At 57.6% G+C, this 23,367-nt stretch carries 17 protein-coding genes; 4 read left to right on the top strand and 13 right to left on the bottom strand.

The window, feature by feature from the left end:
- Positions 1–7 precede the first annotated feature (7 nt).
- From ydcS to purL, 9 genes are all read right to left on the bottom strand, one after another.
- On the bottom strand, positions 8–1,162 hold the full coding sequence (gene ydcS / locus ACGS9J_RS14570; RefSeq protein WP_442231586.1) for a putative ABC transporter substrate-binding protein YdcS: 1,155 nt from the start codon (positions 1,160–1,162) through the stop codon (positions 8–10).
- A gap of 61 nt (positions 1,163–1,223) precedes the next feature.
- Complete coding sequence (locus ACGS9J_RS14565; RefSeq protein ID WP_442231585.1) at positions 1,224–2,687, bottom strand: gamma-aminobutyraldehyde dehydrogenase; 1,464 nt, start codon at positions 2,685–2,687, stop codon at positions 1,224–1,226.
- Positions 2,688–2,803: 116 nt separating this feature from the next.
- Positions 2,804–3,727: a LysR substrate-binding domain-containing protein gene (locus ACGS9J_RS14560; RefSeq protein ID WP_442231584.1), complete on the bottom strand. Its 924-nt coding sequence runs from the start codon at positions 3,725–3,727 to the stop codon at positions 2,804–2,806.
- A 225-nt stretch (positions 3,728–3,952) separates the two neighbouring features.
- Complete coding sequence (gene glnB / locus ACGS9J_RS14555) at positions 3,953–4,291, bottom strand: nitrogen regulatory protein P-II (RefSeq protein WP_004847623.1); 339 nt, start codon at positions 4,289–4,291, stop codon at positions 3,953–3,955.
- Positions 4,292–4,300: 9 nt separating this feature from the next.
- Positions 4,301–5,923, bottom strand: a complete 1,623-nt coding sequence (locus tag ACGS9J_RS14550) for an NAD+ synthase (protein WP_442231583.1) — start codon at positions 5,921–5,923, stop codon at positions 4,301–4,303.
- A 128-nt stretch (positions 5,924–6,051) separates the two neighbouring features.
- Positions 6,052–7,389 carry a two-component system response regulator GlrR gene (gene glrR / locus ACGS9J_RS14545; RefSeq protein ID WP_442231582.1) on the bottom strand — a complete coding sequence of 446 codons (1,338 nt, stop codon included), beginning with the start codon at positions 7,387–7,389 and terminating at the stop codon, positions 6,052–6,054.
- Positions 7,386–8,258, bottom strand: a complete 873-nt coding sequence (gene qseG, locus ACGS9J_RS14540) for a two-component system QseEF-associated lipoprotein QseG (protein WP_442231581.1) — start codon at positions 8,256–8,258, stop codon at positions 7,386–7,388. The genes glrR and qseG overlap by 4 nt, the downstream gene beginning before the upstream one ends.
- Positions 8,259–8,260: 2 nt before the next feature.
- Positions 8,261–9,697, bottom strand: a complete 1,437-nt coding sequence (locus ACGS9J_RS14535) for a sensor histidine kinase (RefSeq protein ID WP_442231580.1) — start codon at positions 9,695–9,697, stop codon at positions 8,261–8,263.
- 808 nt (positions 9,698–10,505) lie between these two features.
- Positions 10,506–14,399 carry a phosphoribosylformylglycinamidine synthase gene (gene purL / locus ACGS9J_RS14530; protein ID WP_442231731.1) on the bottom strand — a complete coding sequence of 1,298 codons (3,894 nt, stop codon included), beginning with the start codon at positions 14,397–14,399 and terminating at the stop codon, positions 10,506–10,508.
- A gap of 276 nt (positions 14,400–14,675) precedes the next feature.
- Here purL and mltF point away from each other — a divergent pair, with 276 nt between their 5' ends.
- Positions 14,676–16,136: a membrane-bound lytic murein transglycosylase MltF gene (gene mltF, locus ACGS9J_RS14525; RefSeq protein WP_442231730.1), complete on the top strand. Its 1,461-nt coding sequence runs from the start codon at positions 14,676–14,678 to the stop codon at positions 16,134–16,136.
- Here the strand turns inward: mltF and tadA are convergent, their stop codons facing one another.
- Positions 16,137–16,649, bottom strand: coding sequence for a tRNA adenosine(34) deaminase TadA (gene tadA, locus ACGS9J_RS14520; protein WP_442231579.1), 513 nt, complete (start codon positions 16,647–16,649; stop codon positions 16,137–16,139).
- Positions 16,650–16,831: 182 nt separating this feature from the next.
- On the opposite strand from tadA, the gene ACGS9J_RS14515 reads away from it, so the two are divergent.
- Positions 16,832–17,884 (top strand): DUF2157 domain-containing protein, encoded by a 1,053-nt coding sequence (locus ACGS9J_RS14515; RefSeq protein WP_442231578.1) that lies wholly within the window; start codon positions 16,832–16,834, stop codon positions 17,882–17,884.
- A 198-nt stretch (positions 17,885–18,082) separates the two neighbouring features.
- Positions 18,083–19,234 (top strand): L-threonine dehydrogenase, encoded by a 1,152-nt coding sequence (gene yiaY, locus ACGS9J_RS14510; protein WP_442231577.1) that lies wholly within the window; start codon positions 18,083–18,085, stop codon positions 19,232–19,234.
- 40 nt (positions 19,235–19,274) lie between these two features.
- Here the strand turns inward: yiaY and yfhb are convergent, their stop codons facing one another.
- The 3 genes from yfhb to murQ are packed head-to-tail and all read right to left on the bottom strand — an operon-like array spanning position 19,275 to position 22,214.
- Positions 19,275–19,931 (bottom strand): phosphatidylglycerophosphatase C, encoded by a 657-nt coding sequence (yfhb, locus tag ACGS9J_RS14505; RefSeq protein WP_442231576.1) that lies wholly within the window; start codon positions 19,929–19,931, stop codon positions 19,275–19,277.
- 3 nt (positions 19,932–19,934) lie between these two features.
- Positions 19,935–21,302 (bottom strand): PTS transporter subunit EIIC, encoded by a 1,368-nt coding sequence (locus ACGS9J_RS14500; protein ID WP_442231575.1) that lies wholly within the window; start codon positions 21,300–21,302, stop codon positions 19,935–19,937.
- Positions 21,303–21,320: 18 nt separating this feature from the next.
- Entirely contained in the window at positions 21,321–22,214 is an 894-nt protein-coding gene (murQ, locus tag ACGS9J_RS14495) for an N-acetylmuramic acid 6-phosphate etherase (RefSeq protein WP_442231574.1), read from the bottom strand.
- 168 nt (positions 22,215–22,382) lie between these two features.
- On the opposite strand from murQ, the gene ACGS9J_RS14490 reads away from it, so the two are divergent.
- Positions 22,383–23,231, top strand: a complete 849-nt coding sequence (locus tag ACGS9J_RS14490) for a MurR/RpiR family transcriptional regulator (RefSeq protein ID WP_442231573.1) — start codon at positions 22,383–22,385, stop codon at positions 23,229–23,231.
- Positions 23,232–23,367: the final 136 nt, after the last annotated feature.

The raw sequence follows: 23,367 nt of genomic DNA, 5'->3' as shown, positions 1-23,367 counted from the left end.
CCGCGGGTTAGCGACCGCCCATGATGGCGATATAGTCCTGAGTCCAGCGGCTGTATGGCACGAATTTGCCGCCCTGTGCCTGCGGTGTTTTCCAGAAGGCAATCTTGTCGAACTGGTTGAAGCCGTTGGTTTCACACCCTTTATCACCCAACAGCGTGCTGGCCTTGCAACCCGCCGGTGACGCCGGCACAGAACCGAACCAGGCGGCAACGTCGCCCTGCACTTTGGGTTCCAGCGACCAGTTCATCCACAGGTAGGCGCAGTTCGGGTGTTTGGCATCGGCGTGCAACATGGTGGTGTCGGCCCAGCCGGTCACACCCTCTTTCGGGAATACGGTCGCGATTGGCTGGCCTTCCCCTTTCAGGGCGTTGGCTTGATACGGCCAGGCGCTGGAGGCGACCACACCCTCGTTTTTGAAATCGCTCATTTGTACCGAGGTGTCATGCCAGTAGCGGTGGATCAACGCATGCTGGGTGCGCAACAACTTCAACGCCGCCTGATATTGCTCTTCGTTCAACTGGTACGGATCGCTGATACCGAGCTGCGGTTGCGTCGCCTTCAGGAACAGCGCCGCATCGGCGATGTAAATCGGCCCATCGTAGGCCTGCACCCGGCCCTGATTGGTCTTGCCGTCCGGCAGGTTCTGTTGCTGGAACACCACCGCCCAACTGTCCGGCGGCGTCGAGAAGGTTTTGGTGTTGTACATCAGCAGATTCGGGCCCCATTGGTACGGGGTGCCGTAGGTTTTGCCGTCCAGGGTATACCAGGCACCGTTCAGCAGGCGCGGGTCGATGTTTTTCCAATTGGGGATCAGTGCAGGGTTGATTGGCTGCACCCGTTTGCCGAAGATCAGTCGCAACGAGGCATCGCCGGAAGCGGTGACCAGGTCATAACCCCCTTTGGCCATCAGACTGACCATTTCATCGGAGGTGGCGGCGGTTTTCACATTCACCGCACAGCTGGTTTGCTTTTCAAACTGGCTGACCCAGTCATAGTTTTTGTCGGACTGACCGCGCTCGATATAGCCGGGCCAGGCAATGATATCCAGTCGCCCTTCCCCTTTACCCAGCGCCTGTGGCAAGTCGGCCGCCTGGGCCAGACCGCAAAGCACGGTGAAACAGAGTGCGGAAACTGTGGTGGTGACTGCGGTAGTTTTTCCCATCGTAATTACCCCTGTGTGGCCTATCTGTGTGCGGCAGGGAACGGCTGCCGCCCTAGTCTCATTAGAAGCTGGCTTTAAACTTCGCCATGACGTGTCTGACCACGCTGTAGTCCTGCAGTGAATCACTGGAAAGATCCTTGCCATAGCCGGAGCGTTTCAGGCCCCCGTGCGGCATCTCACTCGCCAGGGTGAAATGGGTGTTGATCCAGGTGCTGCCGTATTGCAGATGGGCGGCGATATGCAACGCCCGATCGATATTCTGCGTCCAGACCGATGAGGCCAGGCCGTATTCGGAATCGTTTGCCCAGTTGACCGCCTGCTCCAGATGTTCAAAACGGGTGATGCTCACCACCGGGCCAAACACCTCCCGCTGGACGATTTCATCGCTTTGCAGGCAACCGGCCAACAGCGTGGGCTGATAATAGAAACCCGGGCCGGAATGCGCGGCAGCCCCGGTGATCAATTCAATGTGCGGTTGGCTGAGCGCCCGCTCGACAAAGCTGGCGACGCGATCGCGCTGACGGCTGCTGATCAGCGGACCGATTTCGTTATCTTCATCGCGTTTGCGGGCAAATCGCAGGCTGGCGACCGCTTCACCCAACGCGTCCACCAGCTTCGGATAGATCCCCGCCTGTGCGTAGATACGGCAGGCCGCGGTGCAATCTTGCCCGGCGTTGTAATAGCCATAGGTGCGGATGCTGTTGACCACCTCGTCCAAATCGGCGTCGTCGCAGACAATCACCGGTGCCTTGCCCCCCAGCTCCAGATGCGTACGTTTGACGCTTTTCGCCGCCGCCTGCAGAATTTTCTGCCCGGTAACGATATCGCCGGTTACCGATACCAGCCGCACCTGCGGGTGGCCGACCAGATGGCTGCCGACCCCTTCCCCACCGCCATAAAGGATATTCAGCACGCCCGGCGGCAGGATCTCCTGCAGCGCAGGCACCAGCGCCAAAATGGTCAGAGGGGTATGTTCGGAAGGTTTGAATACCACGGTATTGCCCGCCGCCAGCGCCGGCGCGATTTTCCACGCCGCCATCATCAACGGGTAATTCCACGGCGCAATAGAGGCCACCACGCCGATCGGGTCACGGCGGATCATGGAGGTGTGTCCTTCGATATATTCACCGGCCAGCTGCCCCTGCTGGGTGCGCACCGCGCCGGCAAAGAAACGAAAGACGTCGATGGCGGCCGGCAGATCGTCATTAAGCGCCTGATGCTGCGGCTTGCCGCAGTTGAGCGCCTCCAGACCGGCCAGGCGTTCAGCCTGCCGCTCGATGGCATCGGCGATACGCAGCAGAATAGCCGCGCGGTAAGCCGGGGTGGTACGCGACCAGGAACCGAACGCCTGCTGTGCCGCTTTAACTGCGCTGCCGACCTGGGCTGACGAGGCTTCGGTGATGGAGACCAGCGTCTCGCCATTGGCCGGATTAACGATGCACTCTTGCTGGCCTTCGCCTTCGACCGATTGACCGTTAATGAATTGCTGACAGGATAAACCTGCAAGGAGGTGCACATCTGCCATTGCGTATCGCCTCTGAGTGACAAAAACGTTAACTAAATGTGAAATAAGTTAGTTTCAATCAGACTAAGCGAGCATCGGGCAGCCAACAAATTCTAAATACTGAACGCCGCGTTCGATTAAATCGAATGCTTCAGTCCAGCAGCGTGCATATTGCCATTTTCACGCGCAATGGTGAGGAACGGCGTAACCAGCTCCGGTCGTGCGCTACCGCGCCGCCATGCCAGGCCGATATCCAAAGGTTCCAGCAAATCCACCAGCTTGCGCGCCTCAATCATATTGCCTTCCAGCGACCAGGCGCGGTAGGCCATATCCGGCAGGATAGAGACGCCCATGCCCGCCGCTACCAGGCTGCGTACCGCCTCGGTCGAAGCGGTCTTCATGGCGATCTCCGGCTTTAACCCTGCACGCGCCCAAATGCGCCGCGCATGCATGTCCATTTCGTCGGCGTTTAGCTGGATCAACGGCAGCTTCGCCACATCCGCCAGGCTGATGCTTTCATGATCCAACAGGGGGTGCAGCGGCGGTAACCACAGGCGGTATGGCGAGTGCATCAGCACCTCGGTCTGCAACGCATCGCGATCCTCAATGTTCGACAAGATCAGCACGCCGATGTCGATCTCCCCACTCACCAGCAGATGCTCAATATAGGGCCGTTCGTCCTCGATCACCTGAATGGTGACGTTGGGATAAGCCGATTTAAAGCGCTTTAGCAACTCAACCAGAAAGTAGCCCGCCACCAGGCTGGTGACGCCAATGGTCAGCTTGCCGGTCAGGCTTTCGGTCCCTAATTGCAGGCTGCGTTTGGCGTTATCCACCGTGGCGAGGATCAGATAAGACTGGCGCAGGAACTGGTGGCCCTGATGCGTCAGGTTCATGCCTTTAGCGTGGCGATCGAACAGCCGCACGCCGATATCGGTTTCCAACTGCTGGATCGCCAGCGTCAACGAAGACTGGGAAACAAACACCGCCTGAGCGGCAGCGGAGATCGAACCGGTTTCGGCCACGGCGATGAAATGGCGGATTTGGCGCAGCGTCATCATGAAAAATAATCTCACTCAAAGCAGTTGCGTTGAGTGTAGCCATCGGTGTAGTGAAGCGATCGGAAAAACTATCAAAAACGCGATAGCCTTCGCTTTTTTAGAACGCCAACCACAGGAATGACTGAGACAGAAGAATAAAAATGCGGGTTCAAGGGAGAATGGCAGAAACAACAAGGGCGCAGTATTGAGCTGCGCCCTCAGGGATTTCAGACCGGAAAGGTCAAATCAAATCGCTTCTTCGTCCTGCTCGCCGGTACGAATACGCACCACGCGCGCCACGTCGAAGACAAAGATTTTGCCGTCGCCGATTTTACCGGTTTGCGCGGTCTGCATGATGGTTTCCACGCAGGTATCGACGATATCGTCGGCCACGACGATCTCAATTTTCACCTTTGGCAGAAAATCGACCATGTACTCCGCGCCGCGATACAGCTCGGTGTGGCCCTTCTGGCGGCCGAAGCCTTTCACTTCGGTGACGGTCATCCCGGTAATGCCAACTTCAGCCAGTGCTTCACGGACATCATCCAGTTTGAACGGCTTGATAATAGCGTCGATCTTTTTCATCTTCTTTCCTTACCAATTTTTGCGGCCAAAGCCGGATGTGATGGGGTAGCGGCGGTCTTTGCCGAAATTGCGGGCGGTGATGCGCGGCCCGACGGCGGCCTGACGCCGTTTGTATTCGTTGATATCCACCAGGCGAATGACCTTGCGTACGATCGCCTCGTCAAAGCCTTCGGCCACCAGATCGGCAACCGACTTATCGCGCTCGACGTAACCTTCCAGGATCGCATCCAGAATGTCGTACGGGGGCAGACTGTCCTGATCGAGCTGATCCGGCGCCAGCTCGGCGGACGGCGGACGATCGATAACGCGCTGCGGGATCACATAAGAGACGGTATTGCGGTATTCGGACAATTTGAACACCAGCGTTTTAGGCACGTCCTTCAGCACGTCGAAGCCACCGGCCATATCACCATACAGCGTGGCGTAACCTACGGCCATCTCGCTTTTATTGCCGGTGGTCAACACGATGCTGCGGCGCTTATTGGACAGCGCCATCAACACCACGCCACGGCAGCGCGCCTGCAGGTTTTCTTCGGTGGTATCGCGTTCGGTGCCGGCGAACATCGGCGTCAACTGACCCATAAAGGCGTCGAACATCGGTTCAATCGATACGATATCGAATTCGATGCCCAGGATTTCAGCTTCTTCCCTGGCGTCGGCGATGCTGATGTCCGCGGTGTAACGGAACGGCATCATCAGCGCCTGCACCTTGTCTTTGCCCAGTGCATCCACGGCAATCGCCAGCGTCAGCGCCGAGTCGATACCGCCGGAAAGCCCCAACACCGCGCCCTTGAAGCCGTTTTTGGTCACGTAATCGCGCACCGCCAACACCAGAGCTTCGTACACCTGCGCCAACTGCGGCAGCTCGGCAGCCGGGTTGGCCATGGGCACCACGTCCAGATCATCGAACTCCAGCAGAGTCACCTGCTCGGCAAACGCGGCCAGACGATGGGTCATATTGCCGGCCGCGTCGAACACCTTCGAACAGCCGTCAAAAATCAGCTCATCCTGACCGCCAATCTGGTTCAGATACACCAGCGGCAGATGGGTACGCTGGCAATGACCGGCCATCAACGTTTTACGGATGTACGGTTTCTCGCGATTGTAGGGTGAGGCGTTGATCGACAAAATCATTTCGGCCCCGGCCGCTTTGGCGGCATCGACCGGCTCCGGGAACCACAAATCTTCGCAAATCAGCAGACCCAATTGATAGCCTTTCAGCTCCACCACGCAGGTTTCATTGCCGGCCTGGAAGTAGCGCTTCTCATCGAAAACGCCGTAGTTCGGCAGTTGCTGCTTGAAGTAACGCGCCAGCAGCCGACCTTCAGAAAACAGCGACAGTGCATTATACAATGTGTCGCCTTCGCGCCACGGATGGCCGATCAGGATCGCCACGTCGGAGGACGCCTGTTGCAGGCGCAGGAGTTGCGCGTCACAACGCTGGTAAAAGTCGTTGCGATACAACAGATCTTCCGGCGGATAGCCGGACAGCGCCAGTTCGGTGAACATGACCAGATCGGCTCCCGCCTTCTGCTGCTCTTGCACGGTTTGCAACATGCGTTCGGTGTTGCCTTCAATGTCACCGACCAGCAGATTCAACTGGGCCAGTGCGATGGAAAGTGATCTGCTCATTGTTTAGGATCCCGCTTAATACGTTCCATGGTGCTTTGCGTTTGGTCATGCCAGCAATTGAGAACGGAGTGTAAATCATTCCGCCGCGTTTGTTGAGAACCTGCGTGCGCAGGCCACGGCGGAAAACATCATTCTTTAAAATCGTTGGCGTCCAGTTCATGGCGCGACAGCAATTTATAAAATTCGGTACGGTTACGGCCCGCCATGCGCGCAGCCTGGGTCACGTTACCCTTGGTGATCTGCAACAGTTTGCGCAGATAGTGCAATTCAAACTGATTACGCGCCTCGACAAAGGTCGGCAATGCGGTGTTTTCCCCTTCCAAAGCCTGCTCTACCAGCGCTTCGCTGATAACCGGTGCAGAAGTCAGGGCCACGCACTGCTCGATCACGTTCACCAACTGACGCACGTTGCCCGGCCAGGTGGCGGTCATCAGGCGTTTCATCGCATCCGTTGAGAAGCTGCGGACAAACGGCTTGTGGCGCTTGGCGGATTCACGCAGCAGATGATTGGCCAACAGCGGAATGTCCTCGGCCCGCTCATTCAGCGCCGGGATCTTCAGGTTTACCACGTTCAGGCGGTAGTACAGATCCTCACGGAATTCGTTTTTCGCCATCGCCTTTTGCAGGTCACGGTGGGTGGCGGAGATAATGCGTACGTCGATGTCCAGATCGCGGTTACTGCCCAGTGGACGCACCTTGCGCTCCTGCAGCACACGCAGCAGCTTCACCTGCAGCGAAAGCGGCATATCGCCGATCTCGTCGAGGAACAGCGTCCCGCCCGCGGCGGCCTGGAACAGCCCTTCACGGCTGCTGACCGCGCCGGTAAACGCCCCTTTGGCATGACCAAACAGCTCGGACTCCAGCAACTGCTCCGGCAACGCGCCACAGTTAATGGCGATAAACGCCTTCTTGCCGCGTGGGCTGGCACCGTGGATCGCCTGCGCCAACACTTCTTTACCGGTGCCACTATGGCCGTTGATCAAGACGCTGACGTCAGACTGCGCCACCATTTTCGCCTGCTCCAGCAAGCGCAGCATGATCGGGCTACGGGTGACGATGTCATCACGCCAGCTGTCATCACCGGCCGGCAATGATTGCGACAGCGCTTCGTCGATGGCCTTGTATAACGCATCGCGATCCACCGGTTTGGTCAGAAAACTGAACACCCCTTGCTGGGTGGCGGCTACCGCGTCCGGGATCGAACCGTGAGCGGTCAGGATGATCACCGGCATGCCCGGCTGGTGCTTTTGGATCTCGGCAAACAGCGCCATGCCGTCCATCTCGTCCATCCGCAGATCGCTGATCACCAGATCTATCTTCTCACGCCCCAGCAGGCGCAGCGCTTCCTGGCCGCTTTCGGCGGTGGTGACATGAAACCCTTCGCTGGTCAGGCGCATGCCCAGCAGCTTGAGCAGGCTGGGATCGTCGTCAACCAATAACAAATTGGCCGGTTTGCGTGCTGTCATTGCGCGTGAGACTCCTTGTTAGCGGGGGGCGGCGCGTAGGTATCTTCCGGCTCGACCGGCAGGGCGGTGCCCTTTTCCGGCTCGGCGTCCGACTCGTCGGCCTTGGCCGGTGCGACTTTCTTGCCCGTTGCGTCGTTTTTTGGCTGTGTCCCGCTGTTGTCCGGGATTTCACTTTGCAGCTGCTTGCGCGAAGAGAGCTGACGTTCGATATCGGTCAGGTTTTCCAGCTTGCGTGAGGTGTCCTGCAACTGCGCTTGTAAACGTACCTGGCTCTGGCGCAGCTGGTCTATCTGGTTGTCGGAGCTTTCCTGCAGGTGCTGATAGCGCGCCTTTTCATCGAACAAAGTAATCTGCAACACCTGCTGCTGGCGCCACAACTGCAGCAGCGGGCGCAGCGAGCTTGGGAATTCCAGGCGATAACTGTTCAGGCGATCGATCATCTGGCGGCGCTCGCCCGAGGTCGGTTCGGCACTGCCCAGCAAAATGCTCTGTTTGAAAATGCCGTCCCAACTGTTGCCGGGCAGGTTTTTCGCCAGCGCACGCGCCTGGGTTGAACCGATGCGATCGGCACAGTCCATGGCGCGCAGCCAGTAAAGTGAGTTATTCAACGCGTCTTTATCATCCAGTGGCCACAGGGTGTCGCACGCCGCAATACGGTAATCCACCACTTTGGTGTCCGGGATCGCTTCCTGCTGCGGCTGATTCAGACCGCCGCTGACCGCACGATCGACACAGCCTGCCAACAGAAACGGCATAAAAAGAACGCTGCCCAAAAAAGAAAATCGACGCTTGCCGAGCGGCGTGCCCTGTGTGGCACGCGGTGAACGTTCGGTCTGCGAAAGACGAAGGCGTTTAGACCATGTGTACATTATTATTCATTCTCGGCGGTTAATGGCAATTCAATACGGAAGCAGACGTCTGCACCGGCGACTTCAACCAGTTGCAGCTCACCGCGCATCCGGCGGATACAATCCTGCGCGATGCTCAGCCCCAGACCGCTTCCTTTTACCGCCCCTTTTCGCTGGTGACTACCCTGGAAAAAAGGCTCGAAAATCATGGTTTGCTCGGCCTCGGGGATCGGCGTGCCGCTGTTGGCGACATCAATCTGCACCCGTTGCCCAACCTGACGGCTGCGGATCCAAATGTTACCGGATTCCTTGCCGTAGTGCACCGCATTGGAGTAGAGATTATCCAGCACGCGCATTAATAGAGTAGGCTCTGCCCAGCATATTTCCGCATCCAGTTGGATCTCGGTGCGGATCATTTTCGCCCGGGCAGGCAAACTGTGCGCGGCCACGACCATTTCCACCATTTCGGTCAGCTCGACATTTTCATGTTCCGCCGGGCCATCGGCCAGTTTGCGGTTGTAATCCAGCAGTTGTTCAATCAGTTGCTGCAGATGGCGGCTGCTGTGGTCGAGAATGGTCACCACCTCTTTTTGATCGGAGGTCAGCGGGCCGGCTACTTCATCCGCCAGCAATTCGGTGCCCTCACGCATGCTGGCCAGCGGCGTCTTCAATTCATGAGAAATATGGCGCAAGAACTCATGACGCTGCGACTCCAGCCATGCCAGACGCTCGCTCAACCAGATAATGCGCTGCGCCAGCGAACGCAATTCACGCGGCCCTTTAAAGGAGGCGGTGCTGCCCAACGCCCGCCCTTCCCCCAAACGGTTGATCATCCGCTCCACCGCTTTAACCGGGCCGATAATCATGCGGGTGAACAGCACCACCAGCATCACGCTGACCAGAAACAGCATCAACGCCTGCCAGCCGAAGAACTGACCGCGCTCGGCAATTGCCTGCTGTAGCTGCTGGCCGCGTGAAAACACCACGGCGCGCGTGGCCTGCACCATTTCCGCATTGGAGCGCGAAAACGACTCTAACAGTGTGGAAGCTTGCGGAGCCGGGCCACTGCTTTGGCATTTAATCGCCGCCAGTTGGGTCAACAGATCGCGTAAGGTTTGATAATAGCGTTCATCCGGCAGGATCGGGGCATGAGCATCCAGCATCTGCGAATACTGTTTGCGCTGGTTCTGGTACAGACGCTCCAGAGTAGGATCCACCAGCACGCAATACTGGCGGTAGCTGCGCTCCATTTCCAGCGCCACGCTGGTCATCGCCTCGCTGCGGCGTGCATCCACCAGCGTGGTGCGATTGATGTCCGCGGCCTGGGCGCTGAGATGATCCAGGCTTTGGTAAGCCTGATAGGCCAACACCAGCAACGGCAACAGCACCAGCAAGAACGCCATCAACACCAGTTGGCGCAGCGAACGGGGAAATAAACGCCATCTTTTCAACGAAATCATCTCATTGTCTCTAGTCTGCTTCGATGCTAACCGAGTCGCCGATGAGAGGAAAGCCCGGCGTTCAGCGGAGCGTCAGGAAAATAAAGGGGATCGTGCCGTGGGTAGGGTGTTAGCGTCAGGGCCTTTCGGTAACGAAACAGAGTTCAACATGACTTTGAGATTTAGCGCTGGGGCAAGACCTGCCCCATCGCAAGAAAGTGTGGATGCCCTTTAATCTCGTCCCCAGGGTGATGTAGCGCAAGGCTGGCATCGAACAGGACGAATAGCATCCGTAAGTATCCGGGATTGATGAACACTCATCACAGTTGGATACAGGCGGTGCCTCACTCCACGTGTCGCCCGATGCTTGATAAAGCGCTTGCGCGGCTATTATCGGTTTGGTTGGACGATAGGCACCATTTCTTTGGCATCATTCGGGGGGCTTATGAGGCAACTGTTCCGTCTAAATACGGGGCCGTCATAAAAAGTTGAATGAGCAACTGAGCAGAATAATGCACTTAGCGTGCCAACTTTTCAAGTTATTTATTAAAACCTTGAAAATGCTAAATAATAAATTAAAACATCGTCAAAAATCATCGATATCCAAGCGTACAGGCGAAGAAAAAAACACCGCCCTGTCGCCAAAAACCGACAACTTAAGTCAATTAATTTTACGTCACTATAAATCAATGAGTTACGTGTCTCTTTTTAGAGACAGTGAAAATACCCTCTGTCGCAAAATGCAGACAACCGCCATCGTCCTCGCCATAGCCTTAATAGAAAAGGGACGCAATCACTTGCGTCCCTTTGGCTATCGCAGCGTTCTCGCTTAGCCCAGCTGCTTACGGGCGTTGCGGAACATGCGCATCCACGGGCTGTCCTCGCCCCACTCTTCCGGATGCCATGAGTTGCTGACGGTACGGAATACCCGTTCCGGATGCGGCATCATGACGGTCGCACGACCATTGGCGCTGGTCACGGCGGTGATACCGTTCGGCGAACCGTTCGGGTTAGCCGGGTAAGTTTCCGTTACCTGACCCGCATTATCGACGAAGCGTAACGCCACCAGTCCCTGGCTTTCCAACGCCGCCAAGTGCGCCGCGTCGCGCACTTCGACGTGCCCTTCACCGTGCGATACCGCAATCGGCATGCGTGAACCCGTCATGCCCTGCATGAACAGCGACGGGCTGGCCGCCACTTCCACCAGGCTGAAGCGTGCTTCAAAACGGTCAGACAAGTTACGAACGAAACGCGGCCAGTGCTCGGCACCCGGGATCAGATCGCGCAGGTTCGACATCATCTGGCAGCCGTTGCACACGCCCAGTGCCAGAGTCTGTGGACGGTGGAAGAAGGATTCGAATTCGTCGCGAACGCGATCGTTGAACAGGATCGATTTCGCCCAGCCTTCACCGGCCCCCAGCACGTCACCGTAAGAGAAGCCACCGCAGGCCACCAGCGTATGGAAGTCCTGCAGATCACGGCGCCCTTCCAGCAGATCGCTCATGTGCACGTCCACCGCATCGAAACCGGCGCGATGGAATGCCGCCGCCATTTCAACGTGGGAGTTAACGCCCTGCTCACGCAGCACCGCCACTTTAGGGCGTGCGCCCTTGGCGATATAAGGTGCAGCGATATCTTCATCCGGCGCAAAACTCAGTTTGACGTTCAGGCCAGGATCGCGCTCATCCTGCTTGGCCTGGTGTTCCTGATCGGCACATTCCGGGTTATCACGCAGGCGCTGCATCTGCCAGGTGGTTTCCGCCCACCAGGTGCGCAGCGTAGCGCGGCTTTCGCTGTACACCGCGTTGTCGCCCTGAGTAATCACAAAGCGATCGCCGGCCTGCACGCTGCCGATGTGGTGTACGTTGTCGGTCAGGCCATACTGAGCAAACACCTGTTGTACCGCTTCAAGCCGGTCGGCCGTCACCTGGATCACCGCCCCCAACTCTTCGTTGAACAACGCAGCCAGGGTGTCGTCACCCAACCCTTTAATATCCACCTGCACGCCGCAGTGACCGGCAAACGCCATTTCCGCCAGCGTGACCAGCAGGCCACCGTCTGAACGGTCGTGATAGGCCAGCAGCGCGCGATCGGCCACCAATTTTTGCATGGCATTGAAGAAGCCGGCCAGTTGCTCGACGTTACGCACGTCGGCCGGTTTGTCGCCCAATTGACGGTAAACCTGCGCCAGCGCAGTCGCGCCCAGAGCATTATGACCGTTACCCAGGTCGATCAGCAGAAGTGCGCTGTCGCCCTTGTCGGTGCGCAACTGCGGCGTCACGGTGTGGCGTACATCTTCCACGCGGGCAAAACCGGTGATCACCAGCGACAACGGCGAAGTCATTTCGCGCTGTTCGTTGCCTTCCTGCCAGCGGGTTTTCATCGACATCGAGTCTTTACCCACCGGAATGGTGATGCCCAGCGCCGGGCAGAGTTCTTCGCCCACCGCTTTGACCGCTTCATACAGGCCGGCGTCTTCACCCGGGTGACCGGCTGCCGCCATCCAGTTAGCGGAAAGCTTCACGCGCTTGAGCGAACCGATCTCGGTCGCCGCCAGGTTAGTCAGCGCTTCCCCTACCGCCAGGCGGCCGGAAGCAGCGAAGTCCAGCAGGGCAACCGGAGCACGTTCGCCGATCGACATCGCTTCACCGTAGTAACTGTCCAGGCTGGCGGTCGTGACCGCACAGTCGGCGACCGGGATCTGCCATGGCCCCACCATCTGATCGCGTGCCACCATACCGGTCACGGTACGGTCGCCAATGGTGATCAGGAAGGTTTTCTCCGCGACGGCCGGCAGGTGCAGAACGCGTTTTACCGCATCGGCCAGGGTAATGTTGTCGCGCTGTACCGGCTGACCTTTGGCCTGCAGGCGAGTCACGTCACGCGTCATCTTCGGCGTTTTGCCCAGCAACACGTCCAACGGCATGTCGATCGGCTGGTTGTCGAAATGGCTGTCGTTCAGCGTCAAATGCTGCTCTTCGGTAGCTTCACCGATCACCGCATAAGGGGCGCGCTCACGGCGGCAAATCTCGTCGAACTGCGCCATCTGCGCCGGAGCAATCGCCATCACATAACGTTCCTGCGATTCGTTGCACCAGACTTCCAGCGGGCTCATGCCCGGTTCGTCGTTGAGGATATCGCGCAGTTCGAAACGGCCACCGCGACCGCCGTCGCTGACCAGCTCAGGCATGGCGTTAGACAAGCCGCCGGCGCCCACATCATGGATAAACAGAATCGGGTTCTGTTCGCCCAACTGCCAGCAGCGGTCGATCACCTCCTGGCAACGACGCTCCATTTCCGGGTTGTCGCGCTGTACCGAAGCGAAATCCAGATCGGCATCGGACTGGCCAGAGGCCATGGAGGATGCCGCACCGCCGCCCAGGCCGATATTCATCGCCGGGCCACCCAGCACCACCAGTTTGGCGCCTACGGTGATTTCACCTTTTTGCACGTGGTCGGCACGGATGTTGCCGATGCCGCCCGCCAGCATGATCGGTTTGTGATAACCGCGCAGTTCGACGCCGTTATGGCTGTTGACCTGCTCTTCATAGGTACGGAAGTAGCCCACCAGCGCCGGGCGACCGAATTCGTTATTGAACGCCGCGCCGCCCAGTGGGCCGTCGGTCATGATGTCCAGTGCGGTCACGATGCGGTCCGGTTTGCCAAAGTCCTGCTCCCAGGGCTGTTCGAAGCCGGGAATACGCAAGTTGGAAACCGAGAAGCCCACCAGGCCGGCCTTGGGTTTGGCCCCACGGCCGGTGGCACCTTCGTCGCGGATCTCGCCACCTGAACCGGTAGCGGCACCCGGCCAAGGGGAAATCGCCGTCGGGTGGTTATGGGTTTCCACCTTCATCAGAATATGAGCGTCTTCCTGATGATAATCATACTGACCGCTTTGCGGCGCAGCGAAGAAACGGCCGACCTGCGAGCCTTCCATGACGGCGGCATTGTCTTTGTAAGCCGACAGCACGTAATCCGGCGTCTGCACGAAGGTGTTTTTGATCATTTTGAACAGCGACTTCGGCTGCTGTTCGCCGTCGATGATCCAATCGGCATTGAAAATTTTATGGCGGCAGTGCTCTGAGTTAGCCTGCGCGAACATATAGAGTTCGATATCCGTCGGGTTGCGCCCCAGACCGGTAAAGGCATTCAGTAAATAGTCGATTTCGTCTTCGGCCAGCGCCAGACCCAGCTTGAGGTTGGCCTGTTCCAGTGCGCTGCGCCCTTCCCCCAACATGTCGACCGCCTGATAAGGCGCCGGCTGATGCTGAGCGAACAGTTGTTCCGCCTGTTCCAGGCTGCTGAAGACAGTTTCCATCATGCGGTCATGCAGCAGTGCGGCAAGCTGTTGCCACTGCGCTTCGGTCAAGGTCGGCGCCTGGACGTAGAACGCCAGACCGCGCTCCAGCCGCACCACCTGCTTCAAACCGCAGTTATGGGCGATATCGCTGGCTTTGGAAGACCACGGCGAAATGGTGCCCGGACGCGGCGTCACCAACAGCAGGCGGCCTTCAGGGGCATGTTCGGCGAGAGAGGGGCCGTACTTGAGCAGGCGCGAGAGCTTGCCGTGTTCTTCGGCATTGAGCGGTGCGCTAACATCGGCAAAGTGGACGTACTCGGCGTAGATATCACTGACCGGAAGTTGAGCGTCCTGGCAGCGGGACAACAGTTTGGTAACACGAAAAGCCGACAAAGCGGGCGAACCACGCAGTATTTCCATAATCAAAGTTCTCTCGTCTTCGAAGCAACTGACTTCAGCACTTCATTGGGCGCAACAGGGGGAAAACGCGCGCCATTATAGAGAATCTACGCCGCAGACGAAACCGTTTGCGTAGCTATTATTAATAAAAGCTGTTTGCGCCACCGAATCGTCATAACGTGTCAATAAAGTTGCACGCTGGCGTTTTGTTGCGCAAAATGCCCCGGCACTGGTGATTTAACCATAAGAAAAAGCGGGATGACAGTCAGCAGTGCACCTGTGCCACCACTGGATAACTATTTGAAACGCCTTAAAATAAACTACATTCTAATCGGTGTTGTCACCTTGCTTCTGGCGCTCGCCCTGTGGCCCAACATTGCCTGGCGCGGCGGTCAGGGCGGGCAACTCGAAGAGATCAAATCCCGCGGAGAGTTGCGTATCAGTACGCTAAACTCGCCGTTAACCTATTTCACCACCAAGCAGGGGCCAAGTGGCCTCGATTACGAGCTGGCGAAACGCTTCGCCAACTACCTGGGGGTGAAATTGGTGGTGATCCCGCACAAGAACATCAATGATCTGTTTGACGATCTGGACGATGACGACGCCGACCTGCTGGCCGCCGGGCTGATCTACAACCAGGATCGTCTCAGCCGCGCCCGCACCGGCCCGGCTTACTATTCTGTTTCCCAGCAGTTGGTTTACCGCCTGGGCACCGCTCGCCCCAAAACCTTTGCCGATATTAAAGGCAAATTGGCCGTCGCTTCCGGTTCCGCCCACGTCAGCACGCTGAAACAGCTCAAACAAAGCAAATTCCCGGATCTCAGTTGGGAAGCCTCCAGCGATCTGACCTCAAAAGAGCTGCTGGAGCAGGTGGCCGACGGCAAACTGGATTACACCCTTGGCGATTCCGTCACCATCGCCCTGCTGCAACGCATCCACCCACAATTGGCGGTGGCTTTCGATGTCACCGACGAAGAGCCGGTCACCTGGTACCTGAAGCGCGGCACCGACGACAGCCTGTATGCGGCCATGCTGGATTTCTACAGCCAGATGGTCGACGACGGTACGCTGGCGCGGTTGGAGGAGAAATACCTCGGTCACGTGGGCAGTTTCGATTACGTCGATACCAAAACCTTCCTGTCGGCCATAGATTCGGTGCTACCCACCTTCCGCTCGCTATTTGAAAAATACGCCAGCGAGATCGACTGGAAACTGCTGGCGGCCATTGCCTATCAGGAATCGCACTGGAACCCGCAGGCCACCTCACCGACCGGCGTCCGCGGCTTGATGATGCTGACGCGCGCCACCGCCGACGGCCTGGGGGTTAACGATCGCCTCGATCCCGAGGAAAGCATTCAGGGCGGCGCACTCTATTTGCAGCGGTTGATGGCCAAGGTGCCCGACAGCGTGCCGGAAGATGAGCGTATCTGGTTCTCGCTGGCGGCCTACAACATGGGCTGGGGCCATATGCTCGACGCCCGCAAACTGACCAAGATGCAAAAAGGCAATCCGGACAGTTGGGTCGACGTCAAACAGCGTTTGCCGATGCTCAGCCAAAAACGTTACTACCCGCAGCTGACCTACGGCTATGCGCGTGGGCGCGAGGCCTATAACTACGTGGAAAACATCCGCCGCTATCAGGTCAGCCTGGTTGGTTATCTGCAGGAAAAAGAGAGAAAGGCGGCGCAGGAAGCGGCCGAACAGGCTGAGTTGGGGAAAGGCTATCCGGCAGTGACGCCGGAGTTGGCACTTAACTTCTGATTATTCCGGGCCTTTATCCATATCGCTGCGTTGCGCCTGCTTCAACGCTTTTTTCTGTTCACGACGCAGGCGGAAAAAGTTGCTCAATGTGGCGGCACACTCGTCGGCCAACACGCCGGACAGGATCTCCACCTGATGATTCATGCCAGGGTGGCGCAAAATATCCACCAGCGACCCCGCTGCGCCGGTTTTTACATCGGCAGCGCCGTAGACCAACCGACGAATGCGGCTGTGCACCATCGCACCCGCACACATCACGCAAGGCTCCAGGGTCACGTACAAGGTCGCATTCAACAGACGGTAATTTTGTAGCACTGCCCCGCCCTGCCGCAGCGCCATGATTTCCGCATGCGCGGTCGGATCGTGGCGACCAATCGGCCGGTTCCAGCCTTCGCCAATCACCTGATTGTCCAGCACCAGCAGCGCCCCGACCGGTACCTCTCCCTCTTCCTGCGCACGCAGGGCCAGCCGCAATGCCTGACGCATCCAGTATTCATCATTATATTCAGTCATTGCATCATTCCTCGTGCGCTTTGCGGCGGGCATTATACACAGTGGAGGCGATGCATGCTGCGCCCGTATTAATCGGGCGAAGATATTCGTCCCCTACCCACGGCGGCTGAGAGACTCTCTGCTGCTTGAAATACAACGGGTATATACTGATTGGATAACGGTGTTTTTCAGGGACAGGACACATGAAATTCAGTAAAAAGAACGCTGTCGTCGTGCGCAAAGCACTGGACGGCTGGGTAGGTGAAGGCGCGCTGACGGCGCAACAACAGCAACAACTGTTGCAGCATGTCGAGGTGCAGCCCTTCGACTGGCGGCGGCTGGCACGTTATGCATTTCTCGCCGCGCTGGCTTCGCTGGTGATTGCCATCAGCAGCCTGTTCGCCGACAGTGAATTGCTTTATCGCCTGGGTGAATTGTTTCGCTTCGATGCGCCGGTGCGCATGACAATAGCCGCGCTGTTGGCCGCTTTTTGCTATGTCTGGGCGCTGCGCCGCCGCCGTCTGCATCCGGAAAAACGCTACGGCAATGAAGCCGCATTGTTCGTTGCCGTGCTGTTCACCGCCTGCGCCCTGTGGCAAATGGGCGTCTGGCTGGATAACGGCAGCGGCCGGATTTCACTGCTGCTGATGTTCGCCGCCCTGCTGTATGGCGTGATTGGCTGGTTCAGCCGCTCCGGGCTGGTGTGGTGGTTTGCCCTGCTGTCGCTCGGTAATGCCTTCGGTGCCGAGACCGGTTATCTGTCCGGCTGGGGGGCTTATTGGCTGGGCATGAGTTTCCCAATCCGCTTTATCGCCTTTGGTGTGGTGTTGATCGCTGCGGCGTTACTGCTGCAACCGCTGCTCGCGCGCCGTGGACTGGAGAGAGTTTCGCTGGCGATGGGTTTGCTGTATCTGTTCATCGCGCTGTGGCTGTTGTCGATCTTCGGCAATTACGGCGATCTCGACAGCTGGTACAACGCGCGTCAGATCGAGCTGTTCCATTGGAGCCTGCTGTTCGGCATTGCCGCCATCGGCTGCCTCTGGCTGGGACTAAAGCGCGACGATGCCATGCTGCGTGGCTTTGGACTGACCTTCCTCGGCATTAACCTCTATACCCGCTTCTTCGAGTTTTTCTGGGGTGCCATGCCCAAAGCGATTTTCTTTGTGCTGCTCGGCCTAAGTTTGTGGGCGCTCGGGCATTACGCTGAAAAAATCTGGCAATTGGGCCGTAAACCGCATGATCAAACAGAGGATTAGTCCCTGCCGTTTTAACGATAAGACTGTCTGCAGGATTTGGCTCGACTCGGGTCAATTCCACACAGTATTAGTGGTTAAACTAAAACCAAATCAATCACCTGACCTAACCACTTTGATGTTGCGATAGATCATGATGGCTTAATAATTAGCGGAGTAGTGTTTGAGGCAAGCAATAAAGCTTTTATCAAGGAGTGACTTATGGCGGCCTCAACTTTCTTTATCCCTTCCGTCAACATGATTGGCTCCGGCTGTCTGGACGAAGCGGCGAATACCCTGCAACAGCAGGGACTGCGTCGGGCGTTGATCGTGACAGACAAAGTGTTGAATAACCTTGGTGTAGTCGCTCAGGTGCAACAATTGCTCGCCGCGCAGCAGATCGAAAGCTGCGTTTATGACGGCACTCACCCTAACCCAACCACGCTGAACGTGAAACAAGGTCTGGCCCTACTGCAAGAACACCAATGCGACTGCGTGATCTCCCTGGGCGGCGGCTCACCACACGATTGCGCCAAAGGCATCGCGCTGGTGGCGACCAATGGCGGAAACATCAAGGATTATGAAGGCGTCGATCGTTCGGCAAAACCGCAGTTGCCGATGATTGCCATCAACACCACGGCCGGCACCGCCTCTGAAATGACCCGTTTTTGCATCATCACCGATGAAGCACGCCACATAAAAATGGCCATTGTCGACAAACACGTCACGCCGATCCTGTCGGTGAACGATCCGCACCTGATGGCCGGTATGCCGAAAGGCCTGACTGCCGCCACCGGGATGGATGCCTTAACCCACGCGATTGAGGCCTACGTTTCCAGTGCCGCCAACCCGATTACCGACGCCTGCGCGTTGAAAGCCGTCACCATGATCGCCGAATCGCTGCGCGATGCGGTCGCCAACGGCAAGGATATGCAGGCGCGAGAAAATATGGCTTACGCCCAGTTCCTGGCCGGAATGGCCTTCAACAACGCTTCTCTTGGCTATGTGCATGCCATGGCACACCAGCTCGGCGGTTTTTACGATCTGCCGCACGGGGTATGCAACGCGGTGTTGCTGCCGCACGTGCAGGAGTTCAACGCCAGCGTTTGTGCGCCGCGCCTGAAAGACATTGCCGCCGCCATGGGGCTGGATGTGACACATCTGAACGATCAACAGGGGGCCGCAGCCTGTATCGCCGCCATTCGTTTGCTGGCGCAAGACGTCGGCATCCCGACCGGGCTGCGTGATTTGCAGGTGAAAGAGCAGGACCTGGATACGCTGGCCACCAACGCGCTGAAAGATGCTTGCGGCTTCACTAACCCGATACAAGCCACCCACGAACAGATTGTCGCTATTTTCCGCGCGGCAATGTAAGCCATTAAATACCACAAAGGGCGGAATATCCGCCCTTTTGTTACTCCAACTGCTGCAGTTCACCCAGCTTGCTGACCCGCCAACGGTGCTCGCAAAAGTACAGCAACGGGTTATCCTGCTTGCTGTCGCTATAGCCGCTATATAACTTGAGCGGCGCGCCGAGACGCTGCTCCAACTGCGTCACCTTTTGTACTCCCAGGCAACGCAGAGCCAGCACCCAACCGCCGTAACGTCGCAGAATGCGGCTGCCCACCAAATGGACCCGCGGCAAAAAGGCCGAGTCCTGATACACCTGCTCCACCAGCCGCTCCGGAGAACCGGTGATCAGCCACACCTGCGCATCATGTACCTCGAGGTACTGACGCAGGCGCATTTGCACCACCGGGAAAGCGGTCACCTTACTGCGGAAATCACTGACAAAACGCTGCTCCAACGCCTTTAACCTGGCCTCTGAACGCCCGAAGGTGATCGACCACAGCAGCACGCTCATCGGCCAGCGAGCAGCACGCCCCATCACCAGCAGCGCCAGCCCGACAACGGGCAACAGCGGTACCACCAGCAGCAGATTCAACGGCAGATGGCGCAGCAAAAAACGCAAGAAACTGCCAAACATATCTTCCTGATGCAGCGTGCCGTCCAAATCAAAGAACACCACGCGGCGGCCTTCCCCGGCCTGTTGGCTCGGTTTCTCGCTCAAGGGCTACTCCTCAGGATCGTTGAATCCCATTATCCAGGTGAAAATAAACCCAGCGGCAATGGTAATCACCAGGCCCGCCAGATACAACATCACCTTACCCGAGACAATGGTTAACGCCAAAGGTAAACCCGAGATACCAAAGGTGATCACCGTCGCCACTTTCCAATAACTGATCAGCGCGCCTCCCACCGCACCACCGAGACAAGCGGCGATAAAAGGCCGGCCCAACGGCAACGTCACACCAAAAATCAAGGGTTCGCCAATGCCGAGAATACCGACCGGCAATGCCCCTTTGATCACCTTTTTCAGGCGCGCGTTGCGGGTTTTCATCAATACCGCCAGCGCCGCCCCTACCTGACCGACCCCTGCCATCGCCAAAATCGGCAATAACGGGTTAGAACCATGCGCCTGTACCAGCTCGACGTGGATTGGCACCAGCCCCTGATGCAAACCGGACAGCACCAGCGGCAGAAACAGCCCGGACAGCACTGCCCCCACCAGCAAACCACCTTTATCGATCGCCAAATTGGCACCGTGGGCAATGGCGTCCGAAATATAGCCACCCAGCGGCTGCAGGATCACAATAGCCAGGGAGGCGGTCACCAAGGTGGTGATCAGCGGATTGAGGATCAGTTCAATCGATTCCGGCAGCGCATTGCGCAGGCGTTTTTCCACCCAACACATCAAGGCCACCACCAGCAGCACCGCAATCACCCCGCCGCGCCCTGGTTGCAACGCCTCACCGAACAGGGTGATCTGCGCCAGAGCCGGGCTGGAAAGGATGCCGGCCATCACACCGCCCATGGCCTGCGAACCCCCAAACACCCGCGCAGCGTTGACCCCGACCAAAATATTCATGATGGCGAAGACCGCGCTGCCGAAAATCGCCAGCAGCCCAAGTACGTTGGGATAATTCACCGCCAGCTCACCGGCAATGTCCGGTCGCTTCAGCAGGTTGATGATGCCGGTGATCAGGCCGGAAGCAATGAACGCGGGGATCAACGGGATAAAAACATCAGCCAGTTTTTTCAGCGCGCCGCTCATCGGCGCGGCATACTTTTGCTTGGCCTGCGCCTTGTTGCGGGCGATATTGTCCCCGCTGGCCACAACTGAGGGGGCGCCTGTGAGCAATGACCGCATGGCGTCCACCACTTTGGCGGCAGCCCCCGGGCCGACAATAAACTGATGCTGTTCCCCCTGTTTGATATACCCCTTAACGCCTGGCAACTGCTTGAGCGCCGCCAGATCAAGGCGTTGCTCGTCGCTAACCTCGACGCGAACCCGCGTCATGCAGTTCTCCAGCCTGAGGATATTCCCTTCCCCGCCAATGCCCGCCAGAATCTGTGTTGCCAGTGCCGTTGTCTTGTCCATCGCCCGCCCCAGGTGTCGTTAGCGCGTCAATGCCGCGCGTAAATAGCCGTCGTGCTGCTGTAAGCGCAGTTGCGCCTCTTCAGCGTCAACGCCGGCCAGAATCATCAGGATTGCCGGTTTAACCTCAAAACCGGTCTGCGTCAGCGCCGCCTCGGCCTGACTGCGTTCGGCACCGGTGGCTTCCACCACGATGCGACAGGCGCGGTCCACCAATTTGACGTTGGTAGCTTTGACATCCACCATCAGGTTTTGGTAGACCTTACCCAATTTGACCATTGCCCCGGTCGACAGCATGTTCAGCACCAGTTTCTGCGCGGTACCGGACTTCATACGTGTGGAACCGGTCAGGGCTTCCGGCCCCACCACCGGCGAAATCGCCACCTGCGCCTCATGGGCGATCGGCGAGTCAGGGTTACAGGAGATCGCGGCCGTCGGGCAGCCCAACTGCCGCGCATAACGCAGTGCGCCGATCACATACGGCGTACGCCCGGATGCCGCCAGCCCCACCACCATGTCGGTCGCAGTCAAATCCAGCGCGATAAGATCGGCTTCGCCCAACCCCGCATCGTCCTCTGCCCCTTCGACGGCTTTCAGCAACGCGCCCGGCCCACCGGCAATCAAGCCGATCACCATGCCGTGCGGCACGCCAAAGGTCGGCGGGCATTCAGAAGCATCCAACACGCCCAAACGGCCGCTGGTGCCTGCGCCCAGATAGATCAGCCGACCACCGGCCTTCAAGGCCGCGGCGGCCAGATCCACCGCCTGTGCGATAGCCGGCAATACCTTTTCAATCGCCTCCGGCACCTTGCGATCTTCCTGATTGAAACAGCTCACCATTTCCAGCGTCGTCATTTCATCCAACCGCAGGGTTGCCGGGTTGCGGCTTTCGGAGACTAATGCGCCTAAGTTCATTTCTTCACCTTTGAATTTTTAATTCACAAACTGAAACTATTATTTGAATATTTTATTCAGCAAAGCGAGCGCTTTTTGCTATTTTAAAGACTCGCTCACAAAAAATTTTCACTGCGCGTTTTCACCCCCCGCGTGGCAGAATGTCGACTGGTTTCCAGGGAAAGATGAATGAGTACCCTTCTTCGTATTCGCCAGATGTATCCAACGCTGGCTCAAAATGACCGCAAACTGGCGGACTTTCTGCTGCATAACGCCGAGCAGGCACGCCATCTCAGCTCGCAGAAGTTGGCCCAACTGGCGGGTATCAGCCAGTCGAGCGTGGTGAAATTTGCTCAGAAGATGGGCTACAAAGGCTTCCCGGCGCTGAAATTGGCGCTGAGCGAAACCCTGGCCCAGCCACAGAAAGAACCCGCGGTCACGGTGCATAACCAGATCCTCAGCAGCGACGCATTGAAAACCGTCGGTGAAAAACTGCTGGTAGAAAAGCAGGCTGCGCTGCGCGCTACACTGGATATCAACAGTGAAGAGCGTCTGCACCAGGCGTTGGAAATGCTTCGTCAGGCACGGAGAGTCATTTTGTTGGGGATCGGGGCTTCGGGTTTGGTCGCCAAGGACTTCTCTTACAAGCTGCTGAAAATTGGCGTTATTGCCGTAGCCGAGCAAGATATGCACGTCCAACTGGCGGCGGTTCAGGCACTGGATAAGCGAGATTTACTGCTGGCAATTTCGTTCAGCGGTGAACGGCGTGAAATCAACCTGGCGGCGGAAGAAGCCCGTCTGGCCGGCGCGAAAGTGCTGGCCCTCACCAGCTTCTCACCCAACGGCCTGCAGCAACGAGCCGACCACTGTTTGTATACCATCGCCGAAGAGCCCAATACCCGCAGCGCCGCCATTTCTTCCAGCACCGCTCAATATGCCCTCACCGACCTGCTGTTTATGGCCTTAATTCAACATGATCTCGATCACGCACCAGAGCGGATCAAACACAGCGAACAATTAGTGAAAAAACTCATCTAAGTCGTATAATGTCCGGGCCACAAATACCAAGGTATAAAAACACATCTCTCCAATAACAGCGTATGTGGCTCTTATTGTTCAAATGCTATCCAAGGTTTGAACAGGCATGGACAGCAATATATTGACAATTGAGCTT

The sequence above is a fragment of the Serratia quinivorans genome, assembly GCF_052113645.1.
GTDB lineage: Bacteria > Pseudomonadota > Gammaproteobacteria > Enterobacterales > Enterobacteriaceae > Serratia > Serratia quinivorans_B.
This window is presented reverse-complemented; position numbering and strand designations above follow the sequence as displayed.

Bases quoted from the DNA above. Each gene is read 5' to 3' on its own strand.
- ydcS (WP_442231586.1), bottom strand. From the start codon at position 1,162: ATGGGAAAAACTACCGCAGTCACCACCACAGTTTCCGCACTCTGTTTC.
- ACGS9J_RS14565 (WP_442231585.1), bottom strand. From the start codon at position 2,687: ATGGCAGATGTGCACCTCCTTGCAGGTTTATCCTGTCAGCAATTCATT.
- ACGS9J_RS14560 (WP_442231584.1), bottom strand. From the start codon at position 3,727: ATGATGACGCTGCGCCAAATCCGCCATTTCATCGCCGTGGCCGAAACC.
- glnB (WP_004847623.1), bottom strand. From the start codon at position 4,291: ATGAAAAAGATCGACGCTATTATCAAGCCGTTCAAACTGGATGATGTC.
- ACGS9J_RS14550 (WP_442231583.1), bottom strand. From the start codon at position 5,923: ATGAGCAGATCACTTTCCATCGCACTGGCCCAGTTGAATCTGCTGGTC.
- glrR (WP_442231582.1), bottom strand. From the start codon at position 7,389: ATGACAGCACGCAAACCGGCCAATTTGTTATTGGTTGACGACGATCCC.
- qseG (WP_442231581.1), bottom strand. From the start codon at position 8,258: ATGTACACATGGTCTAAACGCCTTCGTCTTTCGCAGACCGAACGTTCA.
- ACGS9J_RS14535 (WP_442231580.1), bottom strand. From the start codon at position 9,697: ATGATTTCGTTGAAAAGATGGCGTTTATTTCCCCGTTCGCTGCGCCAA.
- tadA (WP_442231579.1), bottom strand. From the start codon at position 16,649: ATGACTGAATATAATGATGAATACTGGATGCGTCAGGCATTGCGGCTG.
- ACGS9J_RS14515 (WP_442231578.1), top strand. From the start codon at position 16,832: ATGAAATTCAGTAAAAAGAACGCTGTCGTCGTGCGCAAAGCACTGGAC.
- yiaY (WP_442231577.1), top strand. From the start codon at position 18,083: ATGGCGGCCTCAACTTTCTTTATCCCTTCCGTCAACATGATTGGCTCC.
- ACGS9J_RS14500 (WP_442231575.1), bottom strand. From the start codon at position 21,302: ATGGACAAGACAACGGCACTGGCAACACAGATTCTGGCGGGCATTGGC.
- murQ (WP_442231574.1), bottom strand. From the start codon at position 22,214: ATGAACTTAGGCGCATTAGTCTCCGAAAGCCGCAACCCGGCAACCCTG.
- ACGS9J_RS14490 (WP_442231573.1), top strand. From the start codon at position 22,383: ATGAGTACCCTTCTTCGTATTCGCCAGATGTATCCAACGCTGGCTCAA.